General features: G+C 72.1%; 29 protein-coding genes and 3 tRNA genes. 15 read left to right on the top strand and 17 right to left on the bottom strand.

The features are described from left to right. Nucleotides 1–23 precede the first annotated feature (23 nt). On the bottom strand, nucleotides 24–584 hold the full coding sequence (locus tag CXR04_RS15840; RefSeq protein ID WP_101422938.1) for a TetR/AcrR family transcriptional regulator: 561 nt from the start codon (nucleotides 582–584) through the stop codon (nucleotides 24–26). Nucleotides 585–686: 102 nt separating this feature from the next. On the opposite strand from CXR04_RS15840, the gene CXR04_RS15835 reads away from it, so the two are divergent. The 3 genes from CXR04_RS15835 to CXR04_RS15825 all read left to right on the top strand — a co-directional run bounded on the left by CXR04_RS15835 (nucleotide 687) and on the right by CXR04_RS15825 (nucleotide 3,408). After that, nucleotides 687–2,279, top strand: coding sequence for an MDR family MFS transporter (locus CXR04_RS15835; protein ID WP_101422935.1), 1,593 nt, complete (start codon nucleotides 687–689; stop codon nucleotides 2,277–2,279). A gap of 197 nt (nucleotides 2,280–2,476) precedes the next feature. Further along, nucleotides 2,477–2,908: a helix-turn-helix transcriptional regulator gene (locus CXR04_RS15830; protein WP_324841951.1), complete on the top strand. Its 432-nt coding sequence runs from the start codon at nucleotides 2,477–2,479 to the stop codon at nucleotides 2,906–2,908. Between the two features lie 59 nt (nucleotides 2,909–2,967). Then, a complete protein-coding gene (locus tag CXR04_RS15825; protein WP_101426398.1) occupies nucleotides 2,968–3,408 on the top strand; it encodes a VOC family protein in 441 nt (146 codons plus the stop codon). Between the two features lie 201 nt (nucleotides 3,409–3,609). Here CXR04_RS15825 and CXR04_RS15820 read toward each other — a convergent pair whose 3' ends face one another. The 9 genes from CXR04_RS15820 to CXR04_RS15780 form a co-directional block, all read right to left on the bottom strand. Continuing rightward, complete coding sequence (locus tag CXR04_RS15820) at nucleotides 3,610–4,551, bottom strand: A/G-specific adenine glycosylase (RefSeq protein ID WP_101422929.1); 942 nt, start codon at nucleotides 4,549–4,551, stop codon at nucleotides 3,610–3,612. Nucleotides 4,552–4,658: 107 nt separating this feature from the next. After that, nucleotides 4,659–4,731 (bottom strand) — tRNA-Gly (locus CXR04_RS15815). Nucleotides 4,732–5,061: 330 nt separating this feature from the next. Next, nucleotides 5,062–5,667, bottom strand: a complete 606-nt coding sequence (locus CXR04_RS15810; RefSeq protein WP_101422926.1) for a response regulator transcription factor — start codon at nucleotides 5,665–5,667, stop codon at nucleotides 5,062–5,064. Continuing rightward, nucleotides 5,664–7,142, bottom strand: coding sequence for a sensor histidine kinase (locus CXR04_RS15805; RefSeq protein WP_101422923.1), 1,479 nt, complete (start codon nucleotides 7,140–7,142; stop codon nucleotides 5,664–5,666). Before CXR04_RS15805 ends, CXR04_RS15810 begins: the two co-directional genes overlap by 4 nt. Further along, on the bottom strand, nucleotides 7,082–7,903 hold the full coding sequence (locus CXR04_RS15800; RefSeq protein WP_101422921.1) for an ABC transporter permease: 822 nt from the start codon (nucleotides 7,901–7,903) through the stop codon (nucleotides 7,082–7,084). The genes CXR04_RS15805 and CXR04_RS15800 overlap by 61 nt, the downstream gene beginning before the upstream one ends. Next, a complete protein-coding gene (locus CXR04_RS15795) occupies nucleotides 7,900–8,904 on the bottom strand; it encodes an ABC transporter ATP-binding protein (RefSeq protein WP_101422918.1) in 1,005 nt (334 codons plus the stop codon). The genes CXR04_RS15800 and CXR04_RS15795 overlap by 4 nt, the downstream gene beginning before the upstream one ends. 155 nt (nucleotides 8,905–9,059) lie before the next feature. After that, nucleotides 9,060–9,132: transfer RNA gene (locus CXR04_RS15790), tRNA-Gly, on the bottom strand. A 73-nt stretch (nucleotides 9,133–9,205) separates the two neighbouring features. Next, nucleotides 9,206–9,277 (bottom strand) — tRNA-Gly (locus tag CXR04_RS15785). A 209-nt stretch (nucleotides 9,278–9,486) separates the two neighbouring features. Continuing rightward, a complete protein-coding gene (locus CXR04_RS15780; protein WP_027745315.1) occupies nucleotides 9,487–9,804 on the bottom strand; it encodes a histone-like nucleoid-structuring protein Lsr2 in 318 nt (105 codons plus the stop codon). 323 nt (nucleotides 9,805–10,127) lie between these two features. On the opposite strand from CXR04_RS15780, the gene purS reads away from it, so the two are divergent. From purS to purL, 3 genes are all read left to right on the top strand, one after another. Further along, entirely contained in the window at nucleotides 10,128–10,397 is a 270-nt protein-coding gene (gene purS, locus CXR04_RS15775; protein ID WP_101422916.1) for a phosphoribosylformylglycinamidine synthase subunit PurS, read from the top strand. Next, nucleotides 10,394–11,074, top strand: coding sequence for a phosphoribosylformylglycinamidine synthase subunit PurQ (gene purQ, locus CXR04_RS15770; RefSeq protein WP_101422913.1), 681 nt, complete (start codon nucleotides 10,394–10,396; stop codon nucleotides 11,072–11,074). The genes purS and purQ overlap by 4 nt, the downstream gene beginning before the upstream one ends. Before the next feature lie 94 nt (nucleotides 11,075–11,168). Beyond that, nucleotides 11,169–13,442: a phosphoribosylformylglycinamidine synthase subunit PurL gene (gene purL, locus CXR04_RS15765; protein WP_101422910.1), complete on the top strand. Its 2,274-nt coding sequence runs from the start codon at nucleotides 11,169–11,171 to the stop codon at nucleotides 13,440–13,442. A gap of 27 nt (nucleotides 13,443–13,469) precedes the next feature. Here the strand turns inward: purL and CXR04_RS15760 are convergent, their stop codons facing one another. Beyond that, a complete protein-coding gene (locus tag CXR04_RS15760) occupies nucleotides 13,470–13,982 on the bottom strand; it encodes a PH domain-containing protein (RefSeq protein WP_234380254.1) in 513 nt (170 codons plus the stop codon). A gap of 54 nt (nucleotides 13,983–14,036) precedes the next feature. On the opposite strand from CXR04_RS15760, the gene CXR04_RS15755 reads away from it, so the two are divergent. Both CXR04_RS15755 and CXR04_RS15750 read left to right on the top strand, forming a co-directional pair. Further along, entirely contained in the window at nucleotides 14,037–14,876 is an 840-nt protein-coding gene (locus CXR04_RS15755; RefSeq protein WP_101422905.1) for a sterol carrier family protein, read from the top strand. A gap of 82 nt (nucleotides 14,877–14,958) precedes the next feature. Further along, nucleotides 14,959–15,510, top strand: coding sequence for a YciI family protein (locus CXR04_RS15750; RefSeq protein ID WP_101422903.1), 552 nt, complete (start codon nucleotides 14,959–14,961; stop codon nucleotides 15,508–15,510). A gap of 31 nt (nucleotides 15,511–15,541) precedes the next feature. On the opposite strand, the gene CXR04_RS15745 is transcribed toward CXR04_RS15750, so the two are convergent. After that, a complete protein-coding gene (locus CXR04_RS15745) occupies nucleotides 15,542–15,967 on the bottom strand; it encodes a DMT family transporter (protein ID WP_199850467.1) in 426 nt (141 codons plus the stop codon). Continuing rightward, nucleotides 15,964–16,284 (bottom strand): DMT family transporter, encoded by a 321-nt coding sequence (locus CXR04_RS15740; protein ID WP_101422900.1) that lies wholly within the window; start codon nucleotides 16,282–16,284, stop codon nucleotides 15,964–15,966. The genes CXR04_RS15745 and CXR04_RS15740 overlap by 4 nt, the downstream gene beginning before the upstream one ends. Nucleotides 16,285–16,394: 110 nt before the next feature. Between CXR04_RS15740 and CXR04_RS15735 the strand changes: the two genes are divergently transcribed. Next, nucleotides 16,395–16,754, top strand: a complete 360-nt coding sequence (locus tag CXR04_RS15735) for a MerR family transcriptional regulator (RefSeq protein ID WP_101422897.1) — start codon at nucleotides 16,395–16,397, stop codon at nucleotides 16,752–16,754. Nucleotides 16,755–16,814: 60 nt separating this feature from the next. On the opposite strand, the gene CXR04_RS15730 is transcribed toward CXR04_RS15735, so the two are convergent. Further along, a complete protein-coding gene (locus tag CXR04_RS15730) occupies nucleotides 16,815–17,219 on the bottom strand; it encodes a tautomerase family protein (protein ID WP_101422894.1) in 405 nt (134 codons plus the stop codon). A 75-nt stretch (nucleotides 17,220–17,294) separates the two neighbouring features. Between CXR04_RS15730 and CXR04_RS35240 the strand changes: the two genes are divergently transcribed. Further along, nucleotides 17,295–17,918 (top strand): winged helix-turn-helix transcriptional regulator, encoded by a 624-nt coding sequence (locus tag CXR04_RS35240; RefSeq protein ID WP_199850466.1) that lies wholly within the window; start codon nucleotides 17,295–17,297, stop codon nucleotides 17,916–17,918. Between the two features lie 256 nt (nucleotides 17,919–18,174). Here CXR04_RS35240 and CXR04_RS15720 read toward each other — a convergent pair whose 3' ends face one another. After that, nucleotides 18,175–18,534 carry an ATP-binding protein gene (locus tag CXR04_RS15720; protein ID WP_101426397.1) on the bottom strand — a complete coding sequence of 120 codons (360 nt, stop codon included), beginning with the start codon at nucleotides 18,532–18,534 and terminating at the stop codon, nucleotides 18,175–18,177. A 142-nt stretch (nucleotides 18,535–18,676) separates the two neighbouring features. Here CXR04_RS15720 and CXR04_RS36435 point away from each other — a divergent pair, with 142 nt between their 5' ends. The 3 genes from CXR04_RS36435 to purM all read left to right on the top strand — a co-directional run bounded on the left by CXR04_RS36435 (nucleotide 18,677) and on the right by purM (nucleotide 22,225). Next, nucleotides 18,677–19,279: a hypothetical protein gene (locus CXR04_RS36435; protein WP_267898189.1), complete on the top strand. Its 603-nt coding sequence runs from the start codon at nucleotides 18,677–18,679 to the stop codon at nucleotides 19,277–19,279. Nucleotides 19,280–19,546: 267 nt separating this feature from the next. Then, nucleotides 19,547–21,067, top strand: coding sequence for an amidophosphoribosyltransferase (gene purF / locus CXR04_RS15710; protein WP_101422891.1), 1,521 nt, complete (start codon nucleotides 19,547–19,549; stop codon nucleotides 21,065–21,067). Between the two features lie 57 nt (nucleotides 21,068–21,124). Beyond that, entirely contained in the window at nucleotides 21,125–22,225 is a 1,101-nt protein-coding gene (purM, locus tag CXR04_RS15705) for a phosphoribosylformylglycinamidine cyclo-ligase (protein WP_101426396.1), read from the top strand. Nucleotides 22,226–22,416: 191 nt separating this feature from the next. Here purM and CXR04_RS15700 read toward each other — a convergent pair whose 3' ends face one another. Together CXR04_RS15700 and CXR04_RS15695 are read right to left on the bottom strand one after the other, a co-directional pair. Continuing rightward, complete coding sequence (locus CXR04_RS15700; protein ID WP_101422888.1) at nucleotides 22,417–22,698, bottom strand: DUF3073 domain-containing protein; 282 nt, start codon at nucleotides 22,696–22,698, stop codon at nucleotides 22,417–22,419. A 348-nt stretch (nucleotides 22,699–23,046) separates the two neighbouring features. After that, a complete protein-coding gene (locus CXR04_RS15695; RefSeq protein WP_101422886.1) occupies nucleotides 23,047–24,129 on the bottom strand; it encodes a Leu/Phe/Val dehydrogenase in 1,083 nt (360 codons plus the stop codon). Nucleotides 24,130–24,323: 194 nt separating this feature from the next. On the opposite strand from CXR04_RS15695, the gene CXR04_RS15690 reads away from it, so the two are divergent. Together CXR04_RS15690 and bldC are read left to right on the top strand one after the other, a co-directional pair. Next, a complete protein-coding gene (locus CXR04_RS15690; RefSeq protein ID WP_101422883.1) occupies nucleotides 24,324–25,157 on the top strand; it encodes a hypothetical protein in 834 nt (277 codons plus the stop codon). A gap of 624 nt (nucleotides 25,158–25,781) precedes the next feature. After that, entirely contained in the window at nucleotides 25,782–25,988 is a 207-nt protein-coding gene (gene bldC, locus CXR04_RS15685; RefSeq protein ID WP_003949541.1) for a developmental transcriptional regulator BldC, read from the top strand. The last annotated feature ends 156 nt before the right edge of the window (nucleotides 25,989–26,144 follow it).

The raw sequence follows: 26,144 nt of genomic DNA, 5'->3' as shown, positions 1-26,144 counted from the left end.
GCGCGTTAGAGACGTCCCCGCGGTCAGCCCTTGTACGCGGACGTCACCAGCTCCTGCGCGACCTCCAGGCAGGCGAGCCGCTTCTCCTCCGGGTCGCCCTTCGCGTCGTCCAGGGCGAACATCCCGGCGTGCATGGTGAAGATCGCGGCGATGCTGCGGGCCTGGTCCCTCAGGTCGGCGTCCTTGTCGCGCAGCATCCCGATGATGTCGCCCATCCGCGCCTTGAAGGTCTCGCCGAGGCTCAGCTCGCGGATGCTCGCCTGGTTCTCCTGCATGAACCGGAAGAGCGTGTCCCCGCCCGCGAGCAGCGCGCTGTAGCGCGCCAGCAGCTCCAGCCGGGTCTCCAGCGTGGCCGGCTGGGACTGCCCCCAGGCGATCAGCTCGTCGACCCGCCCGAAGTGGTCCTCGACCAGGCTGACGAGGATGTCTTCCTTCGTCCTGAAGTGGTAGTACAGCGCGGCCTTGGTGACGTCGAGCCGTTCGGCGATCTCGCGCAGGGAGGTCTTGTCGTAGCCCTTGTCGGCGAAGAGCTCCAGCGCCACGTCCTGAATGCGCTGGCGGGTGTCGCTCCTGGTCGTGCCCATGATCCCTGCTTCCGTCAGATACTTACTTGACGCCCGGCAAGTAGCGGCGTACGTTCACATGGTACCCACTAGCCGGGCGGCAAGTAAGTAGGGAGAGGGGTCATGGCGGACAAGGATCAGGAGGCGGTCCCAGCACCGCCGCGGAACATCAGGGTGATCATGCTCGGCCTGATGATCACCATGATGCTCGCGATGCTCGACAACCTGATCGTGGGCACCGCGATGCCCACGATCGTCGGCGAGCTCGGCGGCCTGAACCACCTCGCCTGGGTGGTCACCGCGTACACCCTGGCCATCGCCGTCTCCACGCCACTGTGGGGCAAGTTCGGCGACCTCTATGGCCGCAAGGGCATCTTCATGTCCTCGATCGTCCTCTTCCTGATCGGCTCCGCCCTCTCCGGCATGGCCCAGGACATGGGCCAGCTCATCGCCTTCCGCGCGGTCCAGGGCCTGGGCGGCGGCGGTCTCATCGTCGGCGTGATGGCGATCATCGGCGACCTCGTACCGCCCCGCGAACGCGGCAGGTACCAGGGCATGATGGCCGCCGTCATGGGCATCGCCACCATCGGCGGCCCGCTGGTCGGCGGGACGATCACCGACCACCTCGGCTGGCGCTGGGCCTTCTACATCAACCTGCCGCTCGGCGCCGTCTCCCTCTTCGTCATCTCCGCCGTGCTGCACCTGCCGAAGAAGCGCATCAAGGCGCGCGTGGACTACACCGGTGCCGCCCTGCTCTCCATCGGGCTGACGGCACTGGTGCTGGTGACCTCCTGGGGCGGTACGGAGTACGACTGGGGCTCGGCGCAGATCATCGGCCTGGCCGTGCTCGGCACCGGCGCGCTGGCCGCCTTCGGCTGGGCCGAGACCCGCGCCGCCGAGCCGATCATCCCGCTGCGCATCTTCCGCAACGCCAACTTCACGCTGATGAACGTCATCGGCTTCATCGTCGGCTTCGTGATGTTCGGCGGCGTGACCTTCCTGCCGCTGTTCCAGCAGAGCGTCCAAGGCGCCTCGGCCACCAACTCCGGCCTGCTGCTCCTGCCGATGATGCTGCCCGTCATGATCGTCTCGCTCTTCGTCGGCCGGGCCACGACCAAGACCGGCCGCTACAAGATCTACCCGATCATCGGCGGCGCCGCCCTGATCGCGGGGATGTACCTGCTGTCCACGATGGATACCGGCACCTCCCGGCTGACCTCCGGGCTCTACATGGCGGTGATGGGCGCCGGCCTGGGCTTCATGATCCAGATGTCGATGCTCGTCGGGCAGAACAGCCTGGAGATGCGCGACATGGGCGCCGGCAGCTCCACCATCACCCTGACCCGCACGATCGGCGGCTCCTTCGGCGTCGCGCTGATGGGCGCCATCTTCAGCAGCCGGGTCGCCGACACGATGGCCGAGGAGGCGGGTCCCGCGGGCGAGAAGGCGGCGGGCAGTGGCGGGCAGTTGACCCCGGAGCGGATCGAGCAACTGCCGGCGCAGATCAAGGAGGCGTACCTCAGCGCCGTCTCGAACGGCACCCACCAGGTCTTCCTCTGGGGCGCGGCGATCGCGGCACTCGCGTTCCTCGCCTCGTGGTTCGTCAAGGAGGTCCCGCTGCGCGGGGCAGGCCCGGCGAAGGATGACGCCGGATCGGCCGGGGACGCCGGTCCGGACTCCGCGCAAGCGGAGGCGGAGGCCCCGGCGAAGGTCTGAGCGGACCCGGGGCCCCGATGACGGGCCGCGCGCCTCCCGCAGTAGCGGGCCGGGGGCGCGCGGCCCTTCTTTGTGCGTACGGGCCGGAAGGCCGGCGTCGTACGGGGCCGGGGGCGGCGGGCCGTCGGGGGCACGAGCCGGCAAGCAGCGGCTCGTGCGGCGGGCCGGCTGTCAGTGGGGCGTGCCATGCTCGAAGAGTGCTTCGCCCCGATCTGCGCGCTCTTCGCAGCGCCAAGGACGCCATGGACCGCGACTGGGCCGACCCGGCCCTCGACCTGGACGCGGTGGCGAGGCACGCCGGTTACTCCCGGTTCCACTTCATCCGCGCCTTCAAGGCCGCCTACGGCGAGACCCCCGGGCAGTATCTGACGCGCCGCCGCCTGGAGCGCGCCGAGCACCTGCTGCGTACGTGCAACCTCTCCGTCACCGAGGTCTGCCACCTGGTCGGCTTCTCCGCCCTCGGCACGTTCTCCGCCAGCTTCAAGCGGCGTACGGGGCTCTCCCCGACCGCGTACCGCGACGCCCACGTGGGCCGCGGGACCGCGCTCATACCCGGCTGCTTCGCGCTGCTCTGGGCCGGCGGGTTCGACCCGCGGATCAGGGAGCGCAACTCTGAGGAAGCGGGCTGAGGCCGCCCCTGCCTACGGTGGCCGCAGTACGGAAGCACCACCCCACCAGGGAGAACGCCATGATCACGAACCTGGCCATCACCACCGTCTGGACCACCGACCAGGAGCGCAGCCGCGACTTCTTCGCCGACAGGCTCGGCTTCGAGATCCGCGACGACATCGAGATGGGCGAGGGCATGCGCTGGATCACGGTCGGGGTCCCCGGCCAGCCGGACGTCATGCTGGCCCTCATGCGGACCACGGGACCCGGCCTCGACCCGGAGTCGGCGGAGGCGCTGACGACCCTCGTCAGCAAGGGCGTGCTGGGCGCGGGCGCGTTCCACACGGACGACTGCCGGGCGACGTACGAGAAGCTGCGCGCCCGGGGCGTGGACTTCGTCCAGGAGCCGCAGGAGCGGCCGTACGGGATCGAGGCGATCTTCCGTGACGACAGCGGCAACTGGTACTCGCTGACGCAGCGCCAGGAGGGCGGCCTCGACCACAGCAAGCCCTGGGCCTGACGCCACGGGGCCGCCTCCGGCTCGGGAACGCGGCGGGTGGTACGTGCTGGTAGGACGGGGGTCGGCGCACCACGGGCCGGCCGGGAGGCAGGTCGTGCCGATGGCGGTACCGGTCGGGGCGTCCCCGGCCGGGCCGGTGCCAGGGCGCCGGGCGGTGGGGCCGCTGCCCGGGTGGGCGGCGGCCGCCCGGCGGCCCGGGCGTCAGCCCTGCGGCAGCCGGTACAGCCCGTCCGCCAGCGGCTCCACCAGTCCGTCCGACACCAGGCTGTCCAGCGCCCGCGCCCGCTGCACCGGCTCGTGCCACACGGCGTCCAGCCGCTGCTGCGGCACCGGCCCGTCCGCGTCCCGCAGCACGGCCAGCAGCCGGCCGCGCACCTGGCGGTCCGTGCCGGCGTACGTCTGCGTACGGCGCGGCGGGCCCGCGTGCGCCGGGTGCCCGGCGAGCCGCCAGGCGCAGAGCGTCGCCACCGGGCAGTTGCCGCACTCGGGCTTGCGGGCCGTACAGACGAGCGCGCCCAGCTCCATCGTCGCGGCGCCCCAGCGGGCCGCCTCGGCGTCCTCGTCCGGCAGCAGCTCGCGCGCGACGCGGCGCTCCACGGCGGTCGTCGCGCCGGGCGGGAACTCGGTGCCGCCGACCAGCCGGGCGTAGACCCGGCGGACGTTGGTGTCGAGCACGGCGTGCCGCTGCCCGTACGCGAAGGAGGCCACGGCGGCGGCCGTGTACTCGCCGATGCCGGGCAGCGCGAGGAGCTGCGCGTGCCGCTTGGGTACGTCGCCGTTGTGCCGTTCCTTTATCGCGGTGGCGGCGGCGTGCAGCCGCAGCGCGCGGCGCGGGTAGCCGAGCCGGCCCCAGGCGCGGACGGCCTCACCGGGCGCCTCGGCGGCCAGGTCGGCGGGGCGGGGCCAGCGCTTCAGCCACTGCGTGTAGACGGGGAGCACGCGGCTCACCGGCGTCTGCTGCAGCATGAACTCGCTGACCATGACGCCCCAGGGGCCGGCTTCCGGCCGGCGCCACGGCAGGTCGCGAGCGTGCTCGTGGAACCACTGGAGGACTGGCCCGTGCAGCGCCGCGGGCTCGGGCGCAGACGCGGGCGCGGCGCCGGAGGCGGGCGCGGATGCGGTACTTGCTGTGGTCGCAGTCATGGCACCCCTGATCCTGGCACAGAAAGGGGCGGGGCCCCGGGCAGCGCCGGGGGCCTTGCGTGTTGTGCCGCCGGAAGGCGCGGAGAGGCCGGTGCGGTGGTGCGCGGAGCGGACGACGAGACTCGAACTCGCGACCCCCACCTTGGCAAGGTGGTGCTCTACCAACTGAGCTACGTCCGCGCGCCCATGGGGCGGCAGCCCACTATACCCGCGCACGCGCGCCGCGGACCGGCCGCGGAGTGGAGGGGATCCGGCGGGCCGTGGGCAGGCCGCGGGGCGGGCGTACGGGGCGCGGGGCGGCGGGAGCGGCGGGATGCGTACGGGCGGCCGGTGGCGGCGGCCGGGTCGGCCCGCGCGGTGGTCCGCCGGTGCGCGGGCTTGAGCGCCCGGCGTTCGCGCGTGCGGGGGAGCGGTGCCCCCCGCGGAGCTGAGGAGCCGCCCGTACGCGAGTCGCGGCGCATCACCCGGACCGCCGCGCGCTACCCGGACCGCCCGGATCCGGCCGCCCCCTCACAGCCAGCCGCGCTCCCGCGCCACGCGCGCCGCCGCGTGGCGGTTCTCCGCGTTGAGCTTCGTCATCGCCGACGACAGGTAGTTCCGTACCGTCCCCGGTGTCAGCGACGCGCGGCGGGCGATGTCAGAGACCGGGGCGCCGTCCGCCGCCAGCTCCAGGACCTCCGCCTCCCGCGGCGTCAGCGGGGAGTCGCCCGCCGCGATGGCGTCCGCCGCCAGCTCCGGGTCGACGTACCGGCCGCCCGCGTGCACCGTGCGGATCACCTCAGCCAGCCGCTGCGCCGAGACCGTCTTGGGCACGAAGCCCCGCACCCCTGCGGACAGCGCCTGCTTCAGCGCGCCCGGGCGGCCGTGGCTGGTGACGATCATCGCCGCGGTGCCGGGTGCCGCCGTACGCAGCGAGGCCGCCACGGCGACGCCGTCGAGCCCCGGCATCTGCAGGTCCAGTACCGCGACGTCCGGCCGGTGGGCGCGGGCCATGGCCAGCGCCTCGTCGCCGCCCGCGGCCTCGGCGACGACCGTCAGGTCGTCCTCCAGCGCCAGCAGCGCGGCCAGCGCGCCGCGGATCAGGTGCTCGTCGTCGGCGAGCAGGACTCGGATCACGACGCCTCCAGGTCGATACGCGCGGCCAGCCGGAACCGCCCGCCGGTCCTGCGCTGTGCGCTCAGCGTGCCGCCGACGGCCGCCAGCCGCTCGCGCAGCCCGGTGAGCCCGGCGCCGTCGGCGGGGGTGCCGGGTTCGGTGCCGGCGGCGCCGTCGTTGTCCATGACGAGTTCCGCGACGCCGTCCGCGACCCGCAGCGACACCGTGCACATACGGGCGTCCGCGTGCCGCAGCACGTTCGTCGTCCCCTCGCGGACCACCCACGCCAGCGCCGACTGCACCCGCTCCGGCACCTCTCCGCGCCGGCCCGGAGCCGTCAGGTCCGCGTCGTCCACCTCGCAGTCGACCCCGGCCGCGCGCAGCACGGCGCGGGCGCCGGCCAGCTCGGCGTGCAGGTCGGCGGCGCGGTAGCCGCGTACGACCGCGCGGATCTCGCGCTGCGACTCCTGCGCCACGCGCTGCACCTCCGCCATCTGGTCGGCGGCCTCGGGCCGGCCGCGCTGCGCCAGTTGGACGGCCAGCTCGCTCTTGAGCGCCATGACGGCGAGGTTGCGCCCCAGTACGTCGTGCAGGTCGCGGCCGAAGCGCAGCCGCTCCTCGGCGACGGCCAGCCGGGCCTGCACGGCGCGGGCGGCGTCGAGTTCGTCGACGAGCTTCACGCCCCACGCCGAGGCGCGGTACGTGACCCCGATGAACGGCGCGCCCAGCGCCGTGGTGATCGCGGTGGTCAGCAGCCAGTCCTCGCGCGGGCCGACCACCGTCGCGGCCAGCAGCGTCACGGCGCACAGCGCCCCGACGACCACCCCGCCGCGGCGCAGCGGCAGCGCCAGCACCAGGGGTCCGGCGGCGAACATCAGCACCCACACCAGGAACGGCCCCAGCTCCGCCGGATCCAGCCGGTCCGCCGCGCGCAGCGCGAGGGCGGCGGCCAGCAGCGCCGAGACGACGGCGAGGTGCAGGGCGACCAGCCGTGCGGTGGGTCCCGCAGCGCCGAGGAACTGCGCGCTCAGGGAGAGCTTGATCTGCATCGTGAGGTGCCCGAGAAGCAGCACGACGACGATGGCGAACGGCAGGGTGCCCATGTCGTCGCGGGTGTTGTCGAGCCATACACCGATCAGCACGGCCTCGAAGAGCGCGAGGAAGTACATGGTGGAGACGGTGTAGCGGCGCCAGCGCTCGGGCCCGCTCATGCGCCGGGCGCGGTGCAGCCAGCGGAGCACGCCGCTTCCCGCGCCCTGCCCACGGTCCGGGTCCGCGTCCGGGACCGGATCAGGGCCGGGGATCCCGTCCGTGTCCGGCTCGGTCATCTCGTACGTCCCCTCCGCACCTGCTGCCCCGCTCGGCGTGATGGCCGCGTACGGCCGTACCGTACGCCCACCACCCCCCGGTGGCCGTACGGCCGCCCGCACCCCCCTCACCCGCGCGGCTCCCACCGGAACCACCGCCGCACCGCCCACGACCCCGCCGCGATCCACGCCACCGCCACCGCGAGCGCCCCGGCGACCGCGCCGCCGCCCAGCTCCCCGGTCCAGCCGCCGCGCACCAGCTCCACCACCGGCGACAGCGGCAGCCGCTGCGCCACCTCCGCGACCGAGTCCGGCAGCACCTCGAACGGCACGAACAGCCCCGAGCCGAACATCGACACCAGCAGCAGCGGCATGCTCGTCAACTGCGCGCTCTCCGCCGACTTCGTCACCGCCGCGGTCGCCGCGGCCAGCACCGTCAGCATCGCCATCCCCAGGAGCACCCCCAGCACCGCCAGATGCGGCGCCTCGGGCGCCGGCGAGTCCATCGCCAGGCTGACGGCGACGGCCAGCACCAGGCACTGAGCCATCGCCACGCACAGGGCGGGCAGCGCGGCGCCGGCGAGCAGCTCGCGGTCGGTGAGCAGGCCGGTGCGCAGCCGCTTGAGCACGAGTTCCTCGCGGCGGGCGACGTAGACGATGACGAGGTTCGCGTACACGACGAAGATCAGCGCGAAGACGACGGCGCTCGGCAGCACGACGGTGGCCGCGGTCAGGCCGGTGTCGGAGAGGTCCATCTCCTCGACCGCGGACCGGGTGGCGAACGCGAAGCCCGCCGGGGTGACCAGGGCGCCGAAGAGGACGAGCTTGCTGCGCCACATCAGCGTCAGCTCGGCGCGGCCGATCGCGGCCAGCCGGGCGAGCGGTCCCGGGACGTCGGCGGCGCGGTCGTCGAGGTGCGCCGGCGGGGTGGCGGCGGTGGTGGCGGTCATCGGGCGTTCCCCTCGTCGATACGGACCACGTCGGCGGTGCGCTTCGCGGACGGGGCGCTCTTGCCCTGCCGCCGGTCGTCCACCGCGGCGCTCGCGATCTTCAGGAACGCCTCCTCCAGCGACGCCGACCTGGCGTCAAGACCCGCCAGCTCCACGCCGTTGTCCTGGGCCCACATCAGCAGCCCCGTCAGCGTCCGCTGCAGCGCACCCGTACGCAGCCGCACGCTCGCCCCCGCCAGCTCGTGCCCCGTCACGCCCAGCGCAGGCAGCGGCGGCAGGTCGCCCGGCAGCCAGCCGGTGGGCAGCCGGAACGAGACGGTCGCCGGGTGCGCGCCGACGATCTCCTCGACGGTGCCGGACGCGGCGATCCGGCCGCCCGCCATGATCGCCAGCCGGTCCGCCAGTTCCTCGGCCTCCTCCAGGTAGTGGGTGGTGAGCAGCACCGTCGTCCCCCCGGCCCGCAGTTCGCGCACCAGCTCCCACGTCGCGTGCCGCCCCTCGGCGTCGAGCCCGGTGGTCGGTTCGTCGAGGAACAGCACGTCGGGCCGGCCGAGCAGCGCGAGTGCCAGGTCGAGCCGGCGCTTCTCGCCGCCGGAGAGCTGCGCCACCCGGACGTCCCTGCGGCCGGCGAGCCCGACCAGCTCCAGCGCCTCCGCGGTGGGCCGCGGCCGCGCCGTGCAGCCGGCCCACATCCGTACCGTCTCCGCGACCGTGAGCTGCGAGGGCATCCCGCCCTCCTGGAGCATCACGCCGGTGTACGGGCGCACCCGCCCGCGCTCGCGGTACGGGTCACGCCCCAGCACCCGCACCTTGCCCCCGCTGGGCTCCGCCAGCCCTTCCAGCAGCTCCACGGTGGAGGTCTTGCCGGCGCCGTTGGTACCCAGCAGGGCGAACAACTCGCCCCGGCGGACGGCGAAGTCGACGCCGCGCACCGCCTCGAAGTCTCCGTACGTGCGCCGCAGCCCCGTGGCGCTGATCACGTTCTCCTGTGCACTGGCCATGTCTTCAGACTTCCGCCGCCGCGGGCGCCGGTGCAGTGCACGCTGTCATCGGACGCGATGACAGATGTCATGGCCGCCCGCATCCTGGCTGCCGGCTTCCCGGAAGACTTCCGCGCACACGAAAAGAGCCCCGGCCGAAGCCGGGGCTCTCACTGAGCGGACGACGAGATTCGAACTCGCGACCCTCACCTTGGCAAGGTGATGCTCTACCAACTGAGCCACGTCCGCGTGCATCCGAACAGCTCTCACCGTCCGGCGCGTGCTCCACTCTACCCCACGACTAACAGGGCTTCTGTGGCGGAGCGGGTGACAGGAATCGCACACTGCGCCTCCCTCTTGGAAAGAGGGCGCTCTACTACTGAGCTACACCCGCGTGGCCTCGGGGGGTCTCCCCTTGGCGCGTGTCCAGACTCTATCCGATCCCCGGGGGCAGATGGCAAGCCGGGCCGGTGAAGGGGCGTCAAGACGGCCCGGCGGACGGCCGGATGAGGGATCTGCCGGACGGCGCAGGCGGAAGCCGGCAGGCCGATCGGAAGAGCCGGAAGGGAGGACCGGAAGAGGGCCGCGGTGTCGGCGGGCGGCTCAGTGGGCGGCTTCGAACGCCTCGTAGACCTTCTTCGGGATACGGCCTCTGGCCGGCACCTCCATGCCCTGCGACCCGGCCCAGGCGCGTACGGTGGCGGGGTTGGGCGCGATGTCGGTGCGGGTGAACGCCCGTCCCGACGCGGCCTGCTTCCGCCCGGCCCGCAGGAAGGGCGCCAGCGTGCTGCGCAGTTTCTTGGCGTTCGAGGCATTGAGATCGATCTCGTACGACTTCCCGTCGAGTCCGAAGTTGACCGTCTCGGTCGCTTCTCCGCCGTCGATGTCGTCGAAGAGGCTGACCACTACGCGCTGCGCCACGAAACCGGTCCTTCCGTCGGTCGCGCCTGCCGCTTTCCTCGCCCGCCGCGCGACCTGCGCGGAAGACCGGGGCTGCGGGAGCGCCGGCTCATTTGATCAGTGCTTTCCCTTTGTATCGCGACGGATTCTGTTGCGGAAGTCGAGCAATTGGGCCCGCGTGTCACGTCGCAATGCGGACCCTACTTTTATTGGGCCCTTTCCCCAAGTGGATATCACGGGCGATGCGGAACCGTAACCGGCCCGACCCATATCTACCCGGGTAGATTTGTCCGCAAGGTACGCTGTCGTCACCGCTTCTTCACAACCCTTCCCGGGAGTAGCCAGTGGCCCGCGTCGTAGTCGACGTCATGCTCAAGCCGGAGATCCTCGACCCGCAGGGGCAGGCGGTGCAGCGCGCGCTGCCGCGTCTCGGCTTCGCCGGGATCGCCGATGTCCGCCAGGGCAAGCGCTTCGAGCTCGAAGTGGAGGGACCGGTCGACGACGCCACCCTCGCGCAGATCAACACGATGGCCGAGACGTTCCTTGCGAACACCGTGATCGAGGACTTCACCGTACGTGTCGAGGAAGTCGCGCACCGGGGAGAGGCGAAGTGACCGCTCGTATCGGCGTCGTCACCTTTCCGGGATCTCTCGACGACCGCGACGCGCTGCGGGCCGTTCGGCTGGCGGGCGCCGAGCCGGTCTCGCTCTGGCACCGGGACAAGGATCTGCGGCAGGTCGACGCGGTCGTGCTCCCCGGCGGTTTCAGTTACGGCGACTATCTGCGGGCCGGCGCCATTTCGCGCTTTGCGCCCGTGATGGATACGGTCGTCGAGCAGGCCAGGTCCGGTATGCCGGTCCTCGGCATCTGCAACGGCTTCCAGGTGCTGACAGAAACTCATCTCCTGCCCGGCGCGATGTTGCGCAACAACCACCTGCACTTCATCTGCCGGGACCAGAAGCTACGGGTGGAGAACGCCGGCACCGTCTGGACCGCCGACTACGCCGCGGGCCAGGACATCCACATTCCGTTGAAGAACATCGACGGCCGTTACACCGCGGACGACCGTACGCTCGACGAGCTGGAGGCCACCGGCCGCGTCGTCTTCCGCTATCTGGACGGCAACCCCAACGGCTCGCTGCGCGACATCGCCGGCATCGCCAACGAGGCGGGCAACGTCGTCGGCCTCATGCCCCACCCCGAGCACGCCGTCGAGCCCCTCGTCGGTACCGGCCGCACCGACGGCCTCGGTTTCTTCACCTCGATCCTCAAGAGGCTGGTCCACGCATGACGCGCACCCCGCTGGACACCGGAACGGCGAGGGAGCGAGTTCGCGCCCTGGGCCACGACCGTCTGGACCTCCGCGTGCGAAGGAGCGAGCGAGCGTGACCCTCGACACCGTCAAGCACGCCTCCGGCAGCCCCGGCACCGAGCAGCCCTGGGCCGAACTCGGCCTGAAGCGGAACGAGTACGAGCAGATCCGCGAGATCCTCGGCCGCCGCCCGACGGGTGCGGAACTGGCCATGTACTCCGTCATGTGGTCGGAACACTGCTCGTACAAATCGAGCAAGGTGCACCTCAAGCAGTTCGGCGACAAGGCCCCGCCCTCCGACGCCCTTCTCGTCGGCATCGGCGAGCAGGCGGGCGTCGTGGATGTCGGCCAGGGCTACGCCGTCACGTTCAAGGTCGAGTCGCACAACCACCCCTCGTACGTGGAGCCTTACCAGGGCGCCGCCACCGGCATCGGCGGCATCGTCCGCGACATCATCGCCATGGGCGCCCGCCCGGTCGCCGTGATGGACCCGCTGCGCTTCGGCGCCGCCGACCACCCCGACACCAAGCGCGTGCTCCCCGGCGTCGTCGCCGGCATCGGCGGCTACGGCAACTGCCTCGGCCTGCCCAACATCGGCGGCGAGGTCGTCTTCGACCCCTGCTACCAGGGCAATCCGCTCGTCAACGCCCTCTGCGTCGGCGTCATGCGGCACGAGGACATCCACCTCGCCAAGGCCGCGGGCGTCGGCAACAAGGTGATCCTCTACGGCGCCCGTACCGGCGGCGACGGCATCGGCGGCGCCTCGATCCTGGCCTCCGAGACCTTCGACACCGCGTCTGACAGTGCCTCCGGCACGGGCAAGCCCAGCAAGCGCCCCAGCGTGCAGGTCGGCGACCCCTTCCAGGAGAAGCTGCTCATCGAGTGCACCCTGGAGGCGTTCCACGAGGACCTCGTCGTCGGCATCCAGGACCTCGGCGCGGCCGGGCTCTCCTGCGCCACCTCCGAGCTGGCCTCCAACGGCACCGGCGGCATGCGCGTCGAACTCGACGTCGTACCGCTGCGCGACGCGACGCTCTCGCCCGAGGAGATCCTCATGAGCGAGTCGCAGGAGCGGATGTGCGCGGTGGTCGAGCCCGCGAAGGTCGACCGCTTCCTCGCCATCTGCGAGAAGTGGGACGTCACCGCGACCGTCATCGGCGAGGTCACCGACGGCGACCGGCTGGAGATCTACTGGCACGGCGAGCAGATCGTCGACGTACCGCCGCGCACCGTCGCCCACGACGGCCCGGTCTACGAGCGGCCGATGGCCCGCCCCGGCTGGCTCGACGCCCTCCAGGCCGACGACGCGGCGAAGCTCCCGCGGCCGGCGGACGCCGCGGAGCTGCGCGCGCAGGTGCTGCGGCTCGTCGGCTCGCCGAACCAGGCCGACAAGTCGTGGATCACCTCGCAGTACGACCGCTTCGTCCTCGGCAATACGATCCTGGCGCAGCCCGAGGACTCCGGCATGATCCGGATCGACGAGGAGACCGGCCTCGGCGTCGCGCTGGCCACCGACGGCAACGGCCGGTACGCCAAGCTCGACCCGTACGCGGGCGCGCAACTGGCGCTGGCGGAGTCGTACCGCAACGTCGCCGCCACCGGCGCCCGCCCGCTCGCCGTCACCGACTGCCTCAACTTCCCCTCGCCGGAGGACCCGGCGGGCATGTGGCAGTTCGCCGAGGCGTGCCGCGGCCTGGCCGACGCCTGCCGCACCCTGGGCACCCCGGTCACCGGCGGCAACGTCTCCCTCTACAACCAGACCGGCGACCAGCCGATCCACCCGACGCCGGTCGTCGGCGTGCTCGGCGTGATCGACGACGTGGCGCGGCGCACCCCGATGGCGTTCGCCCAGGAGGGCCAACTGCTGTACCTCCTCGGCGAGACGAAGGAGGAGCTGGGCGGCTCGGCCTGGTCGCAGGTGGTCCACGACCACCTCGGCGGGCTGCCGCCGGCGGTCGATCTGGAGCGGGAGCGGCTGCTCGCCGAGATCCTGATCTCCGCGTCGCGCGACGGGATGATCGACGCGGCGCACGACCTGTCGGACGGCGGGCTGGTCCAGGCGGTGGTCGAGTCCTGCCTGAAGGGCGGCCACGGCGCGCGGCTGGTGGTCCCGGAGGGGCTGGATCCCGCGGTGTTCCTGTTCTCCGAGTCGCAGGGCCGCGCGGTGGTGGCGGTGCCGCGGAGCGAGGAGATGCGGTTCACCGACATGTGCGGCGCGCGCGGGCTGCCCGCGACCCGGATCGGCGTGGTCGACGGGGACGCGGTGGAGCTGCAGGGCCAGTTCACGCTGCCGCTGGCGGAGCTGCGGGAGACGTACGAGCGGACGATCCCGGAGCTGTTCGCCTGAGACCGGGTTTCCGCTACGGGGGCGGGGTCAGCGCACCGGCTCCGACCCGCCCCCGAGCGCGTCCACGGCACGGTAGATCTCGGCCTTCAGCCCCTCCGGGTCCGGTACGTGGCGGAGCGTCATCACACCCTGCTCGGACGCGGACTGCACGTTGAGGGTCCCGTAGCGCATGATCCGTTCCCACAGGTTGGCCCGGAACGACACGTCGTTCACGCGCGACAGGGGGATGCTGCGGCCGGACTTGGACAGGAAGCCGCTGCGCTTGTGCAGGCGCTTGGTGGTGAGGATGTACATCGTGCTGCGCCACTGCAGCAGCGGGACGAGCCAGAAGTAGCAGGCGAAGATCGCCGCCACCGCCAGCACCCCGAAGCTCGTGTACTTCCCCCAGTCCTCGTCCGTCGGCAGCCACCAGACGAGCGCCCCGGCGGCCACCGCGATGACGCAGAGCGCGAGGAACTCGTTGACCAGCGTGGTCCAGTGCTGGCGGGTCACGTACACCAGCGACTCGTCTTCTGCGAGGTAGCGGTCGGCGATAGGCATGCGCGCATGGTGGCACACGACCGGGTTGTCACACATCGGTCGTACGCTCCTGTCATGCCGACCGCCAAACGCAGCGGCGCCCGCAGGGCGCGTACCTACGACCCGGACAAGACCTGGACGGCGCTCACCGCGCAGGTGCGCGCGCTGAGCGCCGCGGCGCACGCGCTGGACGAGCGCCGGCTCGCGCTGCCGTCGGGCCTGCCGGGCTGGGACGTACGGCTGCTGCTGGCGCATGTCGTCGGCGAGATCGAGACCGTGCCGCGGCTGCTCACCGAGCCCCCGCCGCGGGCGGTGCGGGCGGCGGTCGACCTGCCGGGGTGGGCGGTGTCGACGGCGGGCGCCGCGGACGACCTGGCGGCGGGCGTCGTACGGGACGCGGAGCGCATCTCCGCCGCGTACGGGGAGGGGCCGGCGGCGCTCGCCTCGGCGCTGGATGCGGCGGCGGAGCTGCTGGCGGCGGCAGCGCCGGAGGCGGTACGGACCGACAGGCTGCTGCCGCTCCGCTTCGGCCCGATGGCCGCACTCGACGTGACGGTCACCCGCCTCGTCGAACTCGTTGTGCACAGCGACGACCTGACCCGCGCCACCGGCGCCGACGTCCCGCTGGACCGGGGCGCGGTCGCCGCCACGGTCCGCGTCCTGGCGGACGCCCTGGCGGCGAAGTCCCCGGGCGCCGCGGTGGAGGTCCGCATCCCGCCGTACGCGGCGATCCAGTGCATCGAGGGCCCCCGCCACACCCGGGGCACGCCGCCGAACGTGGTGGAGACGGACCCGCTGACGTGGATCCGGCTGGCGACGGGGCGCACGGAGTGGGCGACGGCGCTGGCGGAGGGTTCGGTGGCGGCGAGCGGCGAGCGCGCGGACCTGACGGAGGTGCTCCCGGTCCTCGCCTGAGCCTCCGGCCTGGGGCTCCGGCCCGGTCGGGATCCCCGGCCCCGCCGCACTGACGGCCCTCGGCGGTGGTCAGACTGGGGGGATGGAGTTCTTCTGCTACCACCGGGACCGGCCCGGCTCCTTGGAGCTGCGCTATGAACTGCTCGAAGAGCACTGGTCCTACATGGACCGGTACCAGGCGGAGATGATCGCGCGCGGTCCGACCATGACCGACGACGGCGAGGTGCCGACCGGCAGCGTGCACATCCTCGATCTGCCGGACGTGCCCACCGCCCGCGCGTTCGCCTTCGACGAGCCCGGCTGGCAGGCGGGTGCGTACCGCGACGTGCTGCTGAGGCGCTGGCGCAACACGCTGGGCCGCACGATGTGGGACTTCCCCGGCGGCCCCACGGCCGGAAACCGCTACCTCGTGCTGGGTCTCGGCGCCGGTGAGGCCGCCGACCTGGATCTGCCGCGGGAGCGGGACGAGTTGATCGCGTACGGGCCGCTGCTGTCGGACGAGGGGGACAGGTGGCTGGGCACCGCCGCGCTGCTGCGGGCCCCGGACGCGGCCGCGGCGCGGGCGGTCCTCACGGCGGACGCGTACGCCGCGGTCGAGGTGCACGACTGGTATGCCGGCGGCCGGCCGGAGTGAGGCCGGCCGGCCGCCGATCGCACCGAGGCCGTCACGCGGGGGCGGGCCGCTCGGGCAGCGCGGTCGTCTCGGGCTGCTGGTTCGTCGCCGGTTGCCGGGACTCCTCGGGGCGTTCGGTCTTCCCGGGTCCGTCCGCGAGCTTGAGCCAGACGACCCCCGCGATGATCACCGTGAGCCACAGGGCCTTGGCGGGGGTGAGCGACTCGTCGAAGAAGACCGGGCTGAGCAGAGCGGCCCCGACGGCGCCGATCCCCGCCCACACCGCGTAGCCGATGCCGACGTCGACTGTGCGCAGGGCGACGCTCAGGGCGTAGAGCGTCAGCAGGAAGAAGACGACGGCGACGAGCGACCACGACAGCACGGTGAAGCCTTCGCTGCCGCCCACGGACAGGGCGTAGCCGACCTCGAAGACGCCGGCGAGCAGGAGTACGAGCCACGCTCGCGCGCGGGCGCTCATGCCGCACCGCTGAGCTGGAGGCCGACGACTCCGGCGATGACGGCGGCGATGCCGAGGAGCTTGCGCCAGCCGAGGCGCTGGCCGAAGAGGAGGACGCCGAGGACGACGATCCCGACGCCGGCGACGGAGGTCCAGATCGCGTAGCCGGCGCCGACGTCGAAGGTCAGCAGCGCCCGGCTGAGGAGGTAGGTGGCGACGCCGCCGCTGATCAGCGTGGCGGCGGTCCAGGCGGGCCGGGTGAAGCCCTGCGCCTTGCCCGCGGACAGGGCGACGGCGATTTCGAAGACGACGGCGAGGCCGAGATGGAGCCAGTGCATGGCGGGTGTCCTTCGTGGCGATGAGTGACGAGGTCGGCATCCGATCGTCGGACTTCACACCGGTGTCAAGTGCAAGAATGGACACCCGGCGGACGGCCTCGGGAGGACTCATGCGCATCGGCGAACTGGGTGCCGCGAGCGGCGTCAGCACCCGTTCCCTGCGGTATTACGAGGAGCAGGGCCTCATCCGCTCCCGGCGTACCACCGGCGGGTGGCGGGACTTCGACGGCTCCATGGTCGAGCGGGTGGTCCTGATCCAGCACCTGTTCGCCGCGGGCCTGTCCAGCGCCACGATCCACGAAGTGCTGCCGTGCCTGGAGGCCCCGCCCGAGGAGCGTACGGGCGTGATGGAACAGTTGCTCGCCCAGGAAGTCGAGCGGCTTGAGGCCAAGCGGCGGGACATCGACCGCGAACTCGACACCCTGCGGGCGCTCCGCGCCGAGACCGCCCTGGCCGCAGAGGCCCCCTGACCGCACATCCCCTTCTCCGCCGGGCCCTGGCGAAGAAGGGGCAGTCGGCCGGGCGCGGTCTCAGCCGGCGAGCTGCCGGGCGAGTTCGACCATCTCCGGTACGTCCGACTGCATGCGGCCGGCGAATCCGACCTGCGTCAGCGGATACCCGTTGAGGAACACCATGTTGCTGCCGGTGTCTGCGTGGCCGTCGTAGGCCGCGGTCAGGGCGGCGTCGATGCGCGCGACCAGTCTGCGTTTGGTCTCGATGCTCGACAGCTCGGGGGCCTCCAGGGTCGCGATCGGCCGGACCTGGGCGCCCAGGACGCCGTCCTGGGCGTAGTCGGCGGCCGGCGTTTCGCGTAGCCAGATCCGTACGTCGGGAACGTGGTACGCCTCGTCGGCCGCCCGCGTCACCTCCTGGACCAGCTCTTTCTTGGCGCTCTGCGACAAGCCCGGCGGGCCGTCGATGTAGATGATCGGCATGTTGTGCCTCTTTCTCTCGACTGCCGAAACCGTAGCTCTGAAGCTTGAGAAAATAAAGCAAGTAAGCTTGAGGATATGAAATCGTACGGGCAGTACTGCGCACTGGCACGCGGGCTCGACGCCATCGGCGACCGCTGGCTGCTGCTGATCGTCCGCGAACTCCTGGGCGGCCCCCGCCGCTACGGCGAACTACTCAACGGCCTGCCGGGCGTGGCCACGAACCTGCTCTCGGACCGGCTGCGGACCATGGAGGCCAACGGGCTCGTGGCCAAGGCCGACGACCGCTACCGGCTGACCCCGCGGGGCGAGGAGCTGCGCGAAGTGGTCTCCGTCATCGGCCGGTGGGCGGGCCCGCTGATGGAGCGGATGACGGAGGACGACGCGTTCCGCGGCCACTGGCTGGTGCATCCCGTCGCCGATCTCTTCCCGGGCCTGGACACCGGCCGCCCGGAGCTGACCGTCGAGGTGCGGTGCGACGACGAGCCCATGACGCTCCGCTCGGCCGCGGGCCGGGTCACGATGGCCCCCGGCCGGGCCGCCGCCCCCGACCTCGTCCTCACCGGCCCGCCCGACACGGCCCTGGCCCTCCTCGCGGGCCGCATCACCCCCGCGGACGCCAAGACCCACGGCCTGGCCATCACAGGCGACCCGTCCCCCCTGCCCACCCTCCGCCCGCACGGCGGCGGGGCCGGGACGTGATCCGGGCCACGCTCCGGCCGCGCGGGGCCGCGGTGCTCAGGTACGGATGAGGTCGATACCGAATGAGGACTTGGACAGTTCGGCGCCGGTGTCTGTCACGACCTGTGGGCAGAAGAGGCGGGCAGGAAGCCCCTGCGGGGCGAGGCCGACAGCCTGTAGGGCGCTTCTTGTGGTACCGGCAGGCGGCCCCAGCCGTGCCCTACAGGCGACGGGGTGGGGCGGCCCGCTCCGGGCTGCCCTCCGCCCCGCGCCGAGGTCAACACGGTGTCTTCGCGGCGGCCCGCGCCTTGAACTCGGCCCAGACCATTTTTCCGACGCCGTCGCGCCCGGACACGCCCCAGTCGTCGGCGAGGGCCGCGACCACCAACAGCCCGCGCCCGCGGGTGTCGTCGCAGGTGGGTGCGCATACGCGGGGAGCGCCGTCACCTGCGTCGTGCACCTCGACCCGTACGGTGCCGTCACGGGTGGTGACCCGCACGAGGAAGTCGCGCCCGCGGGGCCCGTACCGAACGGCGTTGGTGGCCAGTTCGGAGACGCACACCCGGATGTCGTCGGCGACCCCGGCGTCGACCGCTGGGGTGAGTAGATCTTCGATGAAGTCCCGAGCGCGGGACACCGCCCTGGCCCCGCGGGCGAACTGCCGCTTACCCGAGAGCCTGTCGATGCTGTCTGCGCCGGGTGGATCCGCGGCCCGACCCGGGTAGGTGATCAAGGCGCGGTGATCCAGGCTTGCGCCCCGGGTTTCGCGGGGTAAGGGCGTGACGGACGCCTGGCGCGTGCTCACCGCGGGGGACTACGGCCGGGCTCTCGAACTGTCCCGCGCGGCGCAGGCCCTGGCCCCGGCAGGTACCTCGGCGCTGATCCAGGCGACGGCGCAGGAGGGGCGGGCGCTGGCGCGGCTGGGGGAAGTGCGGGAGACGTATGCGGCGGTCGAGCGCGTGCAGCAGATGTCCGCGGCAGTGGCGTTGCCGGAACGCCCGAAGGAGCACCACTACCAGTACGACCCGGCGAAGGCGCTCGCCTACACGGCGACGACGCTCGCGTGGCTCGGCGACAGCGGTGCGGAACCGTACGCGCGCGAGGTGATCGCCCGGCTGAGCCCGTCCGACGACGTGCAGAAGTGGCCGCGCCGGGTGGCCTCCGCCAACATCGACCTTGCGTTGGTGCTGCTCGCCGACGGTCGGCTCGACGAAGCGTGCGAGGCCGCCCGGCTGGCCATGCTCAGCGGGCGGGTCGTGCCCTCGAACCACTGGCGCGCGCTGGAGATCGTGAACGCGGCGGAATCGCGGACGCTGCCGGAAGCGGCCGACCTGCGTGAGGCGTACGAGGGGATGAAGACGCTGTCGAACCCGGCGGGGTGAGCGGGGCCAGCAGAACCGCGCCCCACCCGTCCGCTGCGGAATCGGACAGCCACATCCTGAAGCGCAGCCCGGGAACGTCCACGAAGGCGGAGACGGATTCCCCGCACGGATAGTCGCGCACAGCGCGTACCACGGCGGACGTCGAGGCGTTACGGAACGTGTACGAACCGTTGCGGGCATCCGCCGCCCCGGCCGGAGGCCGGGACGTGATCCGGGCCACGCTCCGGCCGTGCGGGTGTCGGGGCAACCTGCCTTAGACTCGAATACGTGCCACGTGGTGACGGACGACTCAGCCACGACCTGCTTCCCGGCGAGAAGGGCCCTCAGGACGCCTGCGGCGTCTTCGGCGTCTGGGCCCCGGGCGAGGAGGTCGCCAAGCTCACCTACTTCGGACTGTATGCACTGCAGCACCGGGGACAGGAGTCCGCGGGTATCGCGGTGAGCAACGGTTCGCAGATCCTCGTCTTCAAGGACATGGGCCTGGTCTCGCAGGTCTTCGACGAGACATCCCTCGGCTCCCTCCAGGGCCACATCGCCGTGGGTCACGCGCGCTACTCGACCACCGGTGCCTCCGTGTGGGAGAACGCGCAGCCCACCTTCCGGGCCACCCCCCACGGGTCGCTCGCGCTCGGCCACAACGGCAACCTCGTCAACACCGCCGAGCTGTCCGAGATGGTCGCCGCGCTGCCCCCGGAGGGCGGCTCGCGCAGCGGCAGGGCGGCGGCGACCAACGACACCGACCTCGTGACCGCGCTCCTCGCCGGCCAGGTCGACGACGACGGCAAGCCGCTGACCGTGGAGGAGGCCGCGCCGCTGGTGCTGCGGCGGGCCAAGGGCGCTTTCAGCCTCGTCTTCATGGACGAGCAGACGCTCTACGCCGCCCGCGACCCCCAGGGCATCCGGCCACTCGTGCTCGGGCGCCTCGACCGCGGCTGGGTGGTGGCGTCGGAGAGCGCCGGGCTCGACATCGTCGGGGCCAGCTTCATCCGCGAGGTGGAGCCGGGCGAGCTGATCGCGATCGACGAGAACGGGCTGCGCGCCAGCCGCTTTGCCGAGGCAAAGCCCAAGGGGTGTGTCTTCGAGTACGTGTACCTCGCCCGGCCCGACACCGAGATCGCCGGCCGGAACGTCTACCTCTCCCGCGTCGAGATGGGCCGCCAGCTCGCCGCGGAGGCCCCCGCCGACGCCGATCTGGTGATACCGACGCCCGAGTCCGGCACCCCCGCCGCCATCGGGTACGCGGAGGCCAGCGGCATTCCGTACGGGGCCGGGCTGGTCAAGAACAGCTACGTGGGCCGGACCTTCATCCAGCCTTCCCAGACCATCCGGCAGCTCGGCATCCGGCTGAAGCTGAACCCGCTCAAGGAGGTCATCGGCGGCAAGCGCCTCGTCGTCGTCGACGACTCCATCGTCCGCGGCAACACGCAGCGCGCGCTGGTACGGATGCTCCGCGAGGCCGGCGCCGCCGAGGTGCACGTGCGCATCTCGTCGCCCCCGATCAAGTGGCCGTGCTTCTTCGGCATCGACTTCGCCACCCGCGCCGAGCTGATCGCCAACGGCATGTCGGTCGAGGAGATCTGCCAGTCGCTGGGCGCGGACTCGCTCGCGTACATCTCCACCGACCGGATGATCGAGGCCACCGGCATCCCCAAGAACGACCTCTGCCGCGCCTGCTTCGACGGCGAGTACCCGATGGACCTGCCCGACCCGGAGCTGCTGGGCAAGCACCTGCTGGAGAACGAGGTCGCCGGCGGGCGCGACGCCGCCGACGCCCTGCGCCGCCCGTAGCGCCGGCGCCCAGGCCCCATCCGATCCCAGGTGAACGACCCGGAGGACTCCAACGCCATGTCTGGTGCCAGCCAGCCCCCCGCCCCCGCCGCTGCCCCCGCCGCCGGCTCCTACGCGGCGGCGGGCGTCGACATCGAGGCCGGTGACCGCGCCGTCGAGCTGATGAAGGAGTGGGTGAAGAAGACCCGGCGGCCGGAGTCGGTCGGCGCGCTCGGCGGCTTCGCCGGCCTCTTCGACGCCTCCGCGCTCAAGCGCTACGAGCGCCCGCTGCTCGCCTCCGCGACCGACGGCGTGGGCACGAAGGTCGCGATCGCGCAGCGCATGGACGTGCACGACACGATCGGGCACGACCTGGTCGCCATGGTCGTCGACGACCTGGTGGTCACGGGCGCAGAGCCGCTGTTCATGACGGACTACATCTGCGTCGGCAAGGTCGTGCCGGAACGGGTCGCGGCGATCGTCAAGGGCATCGCCGAGGGCTGCGTGCTGGCCGGCTGCGCGCTGGTCGGCGGCGAGACGGCGGAGCACCCGGGGCTGCTGGGCCCCGACGAGTACGACGTGGCGGGCGCCGGCACCGGCGTCGTCGAGGCGGACGCGGTGCTGGGCGCCGATCGTATCCGTACGGGTGACGCGGTCGTCGCGATGGCCTCCTCGGGCCTTCACTCCAACGGGTACTCGCTGGTACGCCACGTCCTGCTGGACCGCGCGGGCTGGGCGCTGGACCGGGCGGTGCCGGAGTTCGGCCGCACGCTCGGCGAGGAGCTGCTGGCGCCCACGAAGATCTACTCGCTGGACTGCCTCGCGCTGCTGCGCGCCACCGAGGTGCACGCCTTCTCGCACGTCACGGGCGGCGGCCTCGCCAGCAACCTGGCCCGGGTGGTGCCCGAAGGACTGCGGGTCGTCATCGACCGCGGGACGTGGGCGCCGGGCGCCGTCTTCGACGTGGTCGGGGAGGTGGGCCGGGTCGAGCGGGCGGAGCTGGAGCGGACGCTGAACATGGGCGTCGGCATGGTCGCCGTCGTGCCGCAGGCGTCGGTGGACGTCACGCTGACGCTGCTCGCGGACCGCGGGGTCGACGCCTGGGTCGCCGGCGAGGTGCGCGGCCAGGAGGAGACGGGGGCGGGTGGTGTCGAGCTTACGGGGGGCTATGCCCGCTGAGGCCGCCGCAGGCGACGCGTACGACGCGTACCGGGCGTACGGCGCGTACGGCGTCCCCGGAGCGTGCGGGGAGCGTGCCTACGGGCCCGTACTCCACGCGTGTGCATCCGGCAGCGGCAGCAGATTCACGGCAGCAAAAAGGGCCCGTCCGGGGGTGTCCCCGAGCCGAGCTCCGATTTGCTGCCTGCGGTTCAAGCCCCGCGACGCCGCTCCGACGAGCCGGCCGAGTCCTCGCCGTCGTCGTCGTCCTCGTCCTCGTACAGCTCCGCATAGCGTGCGTACAGGTCGTCGTCGGGAGACTCTTCCTCGACTTGCTGCTGTTGCTGTTGCTGTTGCTGTTGACCGTTCGACGGCGGCTTCGTCGTCGATGCGCCCAGCTCTTCGGCAAGGCGTGAGAGGTCAGTCCCACCGCTGCTGTACTTCAGCTGGCGGGCGACCTTCGTCTGCTTGGCCTTGGCCCGGCCGCGCCCCATGGGTCGACCCCCTCAAACGACGGGGCTCGATGGCCCCAGAGTCTGACACGCGTTCATGATCGGAAGCGGACTCTCGTTAAGAGAGACCGTCCATCGGGGTTCAACGGTACCTGTTTCTGCATCCTGACGGTACGTCGCTGGCAGCACGGGCCCCGCCGCCGATCCCGGTGGAGCCCGCGTCCCCGCTGGTCAAGACCCGATTCTATCGTCTGACGAGGAGCGACCCGCCGCGCGGTGGTGAGATGCGTTACGTGACGTCGCTACTTTGCCTTAGCGAATGTGCACATCCGCCTCGCCCGCCCCGCCGGGCGCGGGGCGGGCCGACGGGCGGCCGGGGGCGTACGGCGCTCAGCCGCGTCGCCTGGCCTCCGCCATGCGCTGCTCCGCGATCCGGTCCGCCGCCACCGCCGGGGGTACGCCGTCGGACGCCGCCCGGTGGAATATCTCCACCGTCGTGTCGAAGATCCGCGCGGCCTTCGCCCGCGCCCGGTCCATGTCGAAGCCGTGCAGCTCGTCGGCGACCTGGATGACGCCGCCCGCGTTGACCACGTAGTCCGGGGCGTAGAGGATCCCGCGATCGGCGAGGTCCTTCTCCACGCCCGGGTGGGCGAGCTGGTTGTTCGCCGCGCCGCAGACGGCCTTCGCGGCGAGGACGGGCACCGTCGCGTCGCTGAGCGCCCCGCCCAGCGCGCACGGGGCGTACACGTCCAGCGGCTCGCGGATCAGCGCATCCGTGTCCGCCACGACCGCCACACCGGGGTGCGCGGCCCGTACCCGCGCCACCGACTCCTCCCGTACGTCGGTGACCACGACCTCCGCGCCGTCCGCCACCAGGTGGTCCACCAGGATGTGCCCCACCTTGCCGACCCCTGCGATGCCGACCCGCCGGCCGCGCAGCGACGGCGTGCCCCACAGGTGCTCGGCCACCGCGCGCATGCCCTGGAAGACGCCGAAGGACGTCAGCACGGAGGAGTCGCCGCAGCCGCCGTTCTCGGGCGAGCGGCCGGTGGTCCACCTGTTCGTACGGGCGACCACGTCCATGTCCTCGACGTACGTGCCGACGTCGCACGCCGTGACGTAGCGCCCGCCGAGCGAGGCGACGAAGCGGCCGTAGGCCAGCAGGAGCTCCTCGGTCTTCGCCCGGTCGGGGTCGCCGATGATCACGGCCTTGCCGCCGCCGTGGTCGAGGCCGGCCATCGCGTTCTTGTAGGACATGCCGCGGGAGAGGTTCAGCGCGTCCAGGACCGCGGCCTGCTCGGGATCGTCCGACGAGGCGTAGGAGTGGAAGCGGGTGCCGCCGAGGGCCGGGCCCAGGGCGGTGGAGTGCAGGGCGATGACCGCCTTGAGGCCGGTCTCGCGGTCCTGGCAGAGGACAACCTGTTCATGTCCGCCCTGGTCGGTGCGGAAGAGTGTGGAGAGAACGTCGGTCACGGTGGTGACTCCGGTTTGGTCGCGGGCTGCTGCCCTCCAGGGGTGGGGAGGGCAGGTAGTGGCTCAAGCGTAGAGCGGCGCCGCCCTCCGGGACCCCCGGCGGGATCTCGGGTCCCCAGGAGGCGTCCCCCCGGAGGACTCAGCACCATAGTCTGCGGGAGACTCGGATACGTACGTGGGCGAGGGGAGAGGGTGTGGCCGTGATGTCGTCACTGGTGATCCCGTACGCGACGTATCTGCGCGTGTACGAGCCGCTGGCCGCCTTCCCCGAACCCGAACGCACCCACTGGTACCGCTACGCCGCCCGCGAAGCCGCCCCGACCAGCCAGGACGAGCTGCTGCGGGCGCTCGCCGGGCTGGCCGGCACCCCGCCGACGGCGGCCCCGGCGCACGAGAGCGGCGACGCCTTCGTCGCCGACGTGGACGGCGTGACGTGCGTCTGTCCCTGGCGCACCCGGCTGCGGAGCTGGCTGGCGCTGGACGAGCTGGTCGAGGAGCTGCCCAAGCCGGTGCTGGAGGCGGCGCTGCCCGAGGTCGTACGGGAACAGGCGCTCGCCGATCACGCGCGCTGGCGGGTGGACAACCCGGACGCCCGGCCGTGGATCAGGTCCGCGGTGTGGACGGTGCCGATGCGCTGGTTCGTGCTCTTCTCCGACGAGGAGCGGGAGTACGAGACGGGCGAGCGCACCCTGCTGCGCTACCGCACGCCCATGGTGCAGGCCAGGCGCCGGGTGGCGCGCGGGCTGAAGGCGCTGCGCGACGCGGTGGGGCAGGCGCCGCTGGTCGAGGGTCTGGTGGACGTCGGAAAGTGGCTGGAAGAGTTCCATCCGCGGTCGCTGGTGGAGCTGGACTACGGCGGCCTCGTGCACGTACTGCCGAAGGAGCACCTGGCGGAGGACCGGTCCGCGGCGGAGGTCGCGGAGGGCATCGCGGCGCTGGCGGCGGGGGACGAGGAGCGGGCCGGGCGGGCGTACCAGCGGCTGACGGACCGCTGGGGCGTGGTGCGCGAGCGGCAGTTCGCCAGCTAGGGCACGCCCGGGCCGCACGGGCGGGGCGCCGGGTGCCGTTGGACGGGGTGCCGGCGCGGGTTCTGGCAAGGGGTCGGACAAGTGCTCACTAGTGCGACGAACAAATCCGGACTAGTGTCCCGCCATGCCTCGGTACGGAAGGGGCCGTTCGGTCCCTGCCCATGGGGACCTTGGTCCCGGACGAAGGTCCCGAACCAGGCTATTTGGTCAAGCGTGATGGAAAGCACGTACCTGGGTCTTGCCGTCACCGCGTAGCCTGGGTGACGATATAGGGCAAGGAGTCCAGATGGGGTATGTTCCGTCCAACTTAGGGTGGAATGCCGAGCATTGATCCTCTCGTGGGAGACCTTGTGGCCCCTGGGGGTGCTGTGACTGATCGTCACGAAGGTGTGACTGTCCGCTATGGCACGGTCCAGCGGGATCCGTCGAGGTTGAACACCTCAGAGGGCAATTCCATCGGTTTGGCCGACGCCGCTGGACAGATGGTGTAGTTGTAGTGCCGAGGACAAGACGTTCGTCCTATTACCGACTCGACCCCCGTTGGCCATATCGGTCAACGAGGGTCAAGGTGCAGAATTTAGAGGAAAGAACCGAGAAGGTTCGGTTCTCCCGAGGAGGCCGCTCATGACCGCTCGCACCCCTGACGCCGAGCCGCTGCTGACCCCCGCCGAGGTAGCCACGATGTTCCGCGTTGACCCGAAGACGGTCACGCGCTGGGCGAAGGCCGGCAAGCTCACGTCTATCCGCACGCTCGGCGGGCATCGCCGCTACCGCGAGGCGGAGGTCCGCGCACTGCTGGCGGGCATTCCGCAGCAGCGCAGCGAGGCCTGACTTACCCGCGTCGCCGGGGCCGGCCGGGACCCCCTAGCCCGGCTCACGCCCCTCGCACCACACGCGACGCAGCGTCATCGATCGCGCTGGACTCCGCCGGGTCCAGCGCGATTTGCCGATCGGCCCCCAGTGGCCGCCCTCCCCGGGCGGCTGCCG

It is taken from the genome of Streptomyces sp. CMB-StM0423, from assembly GCF_002847285.1.
In the GTDB taxonomy this organism is placed as follows: domain Bacteria; phylum Actinomycetota; class Actinomycetes; order Streptomycetales; family Streptomycetaceae; genus Streptomyces.
Note: the sequence above shows the minus strand (reverse complement) of the source record. Positions and strands in the feature narration are given on the sequence as shown.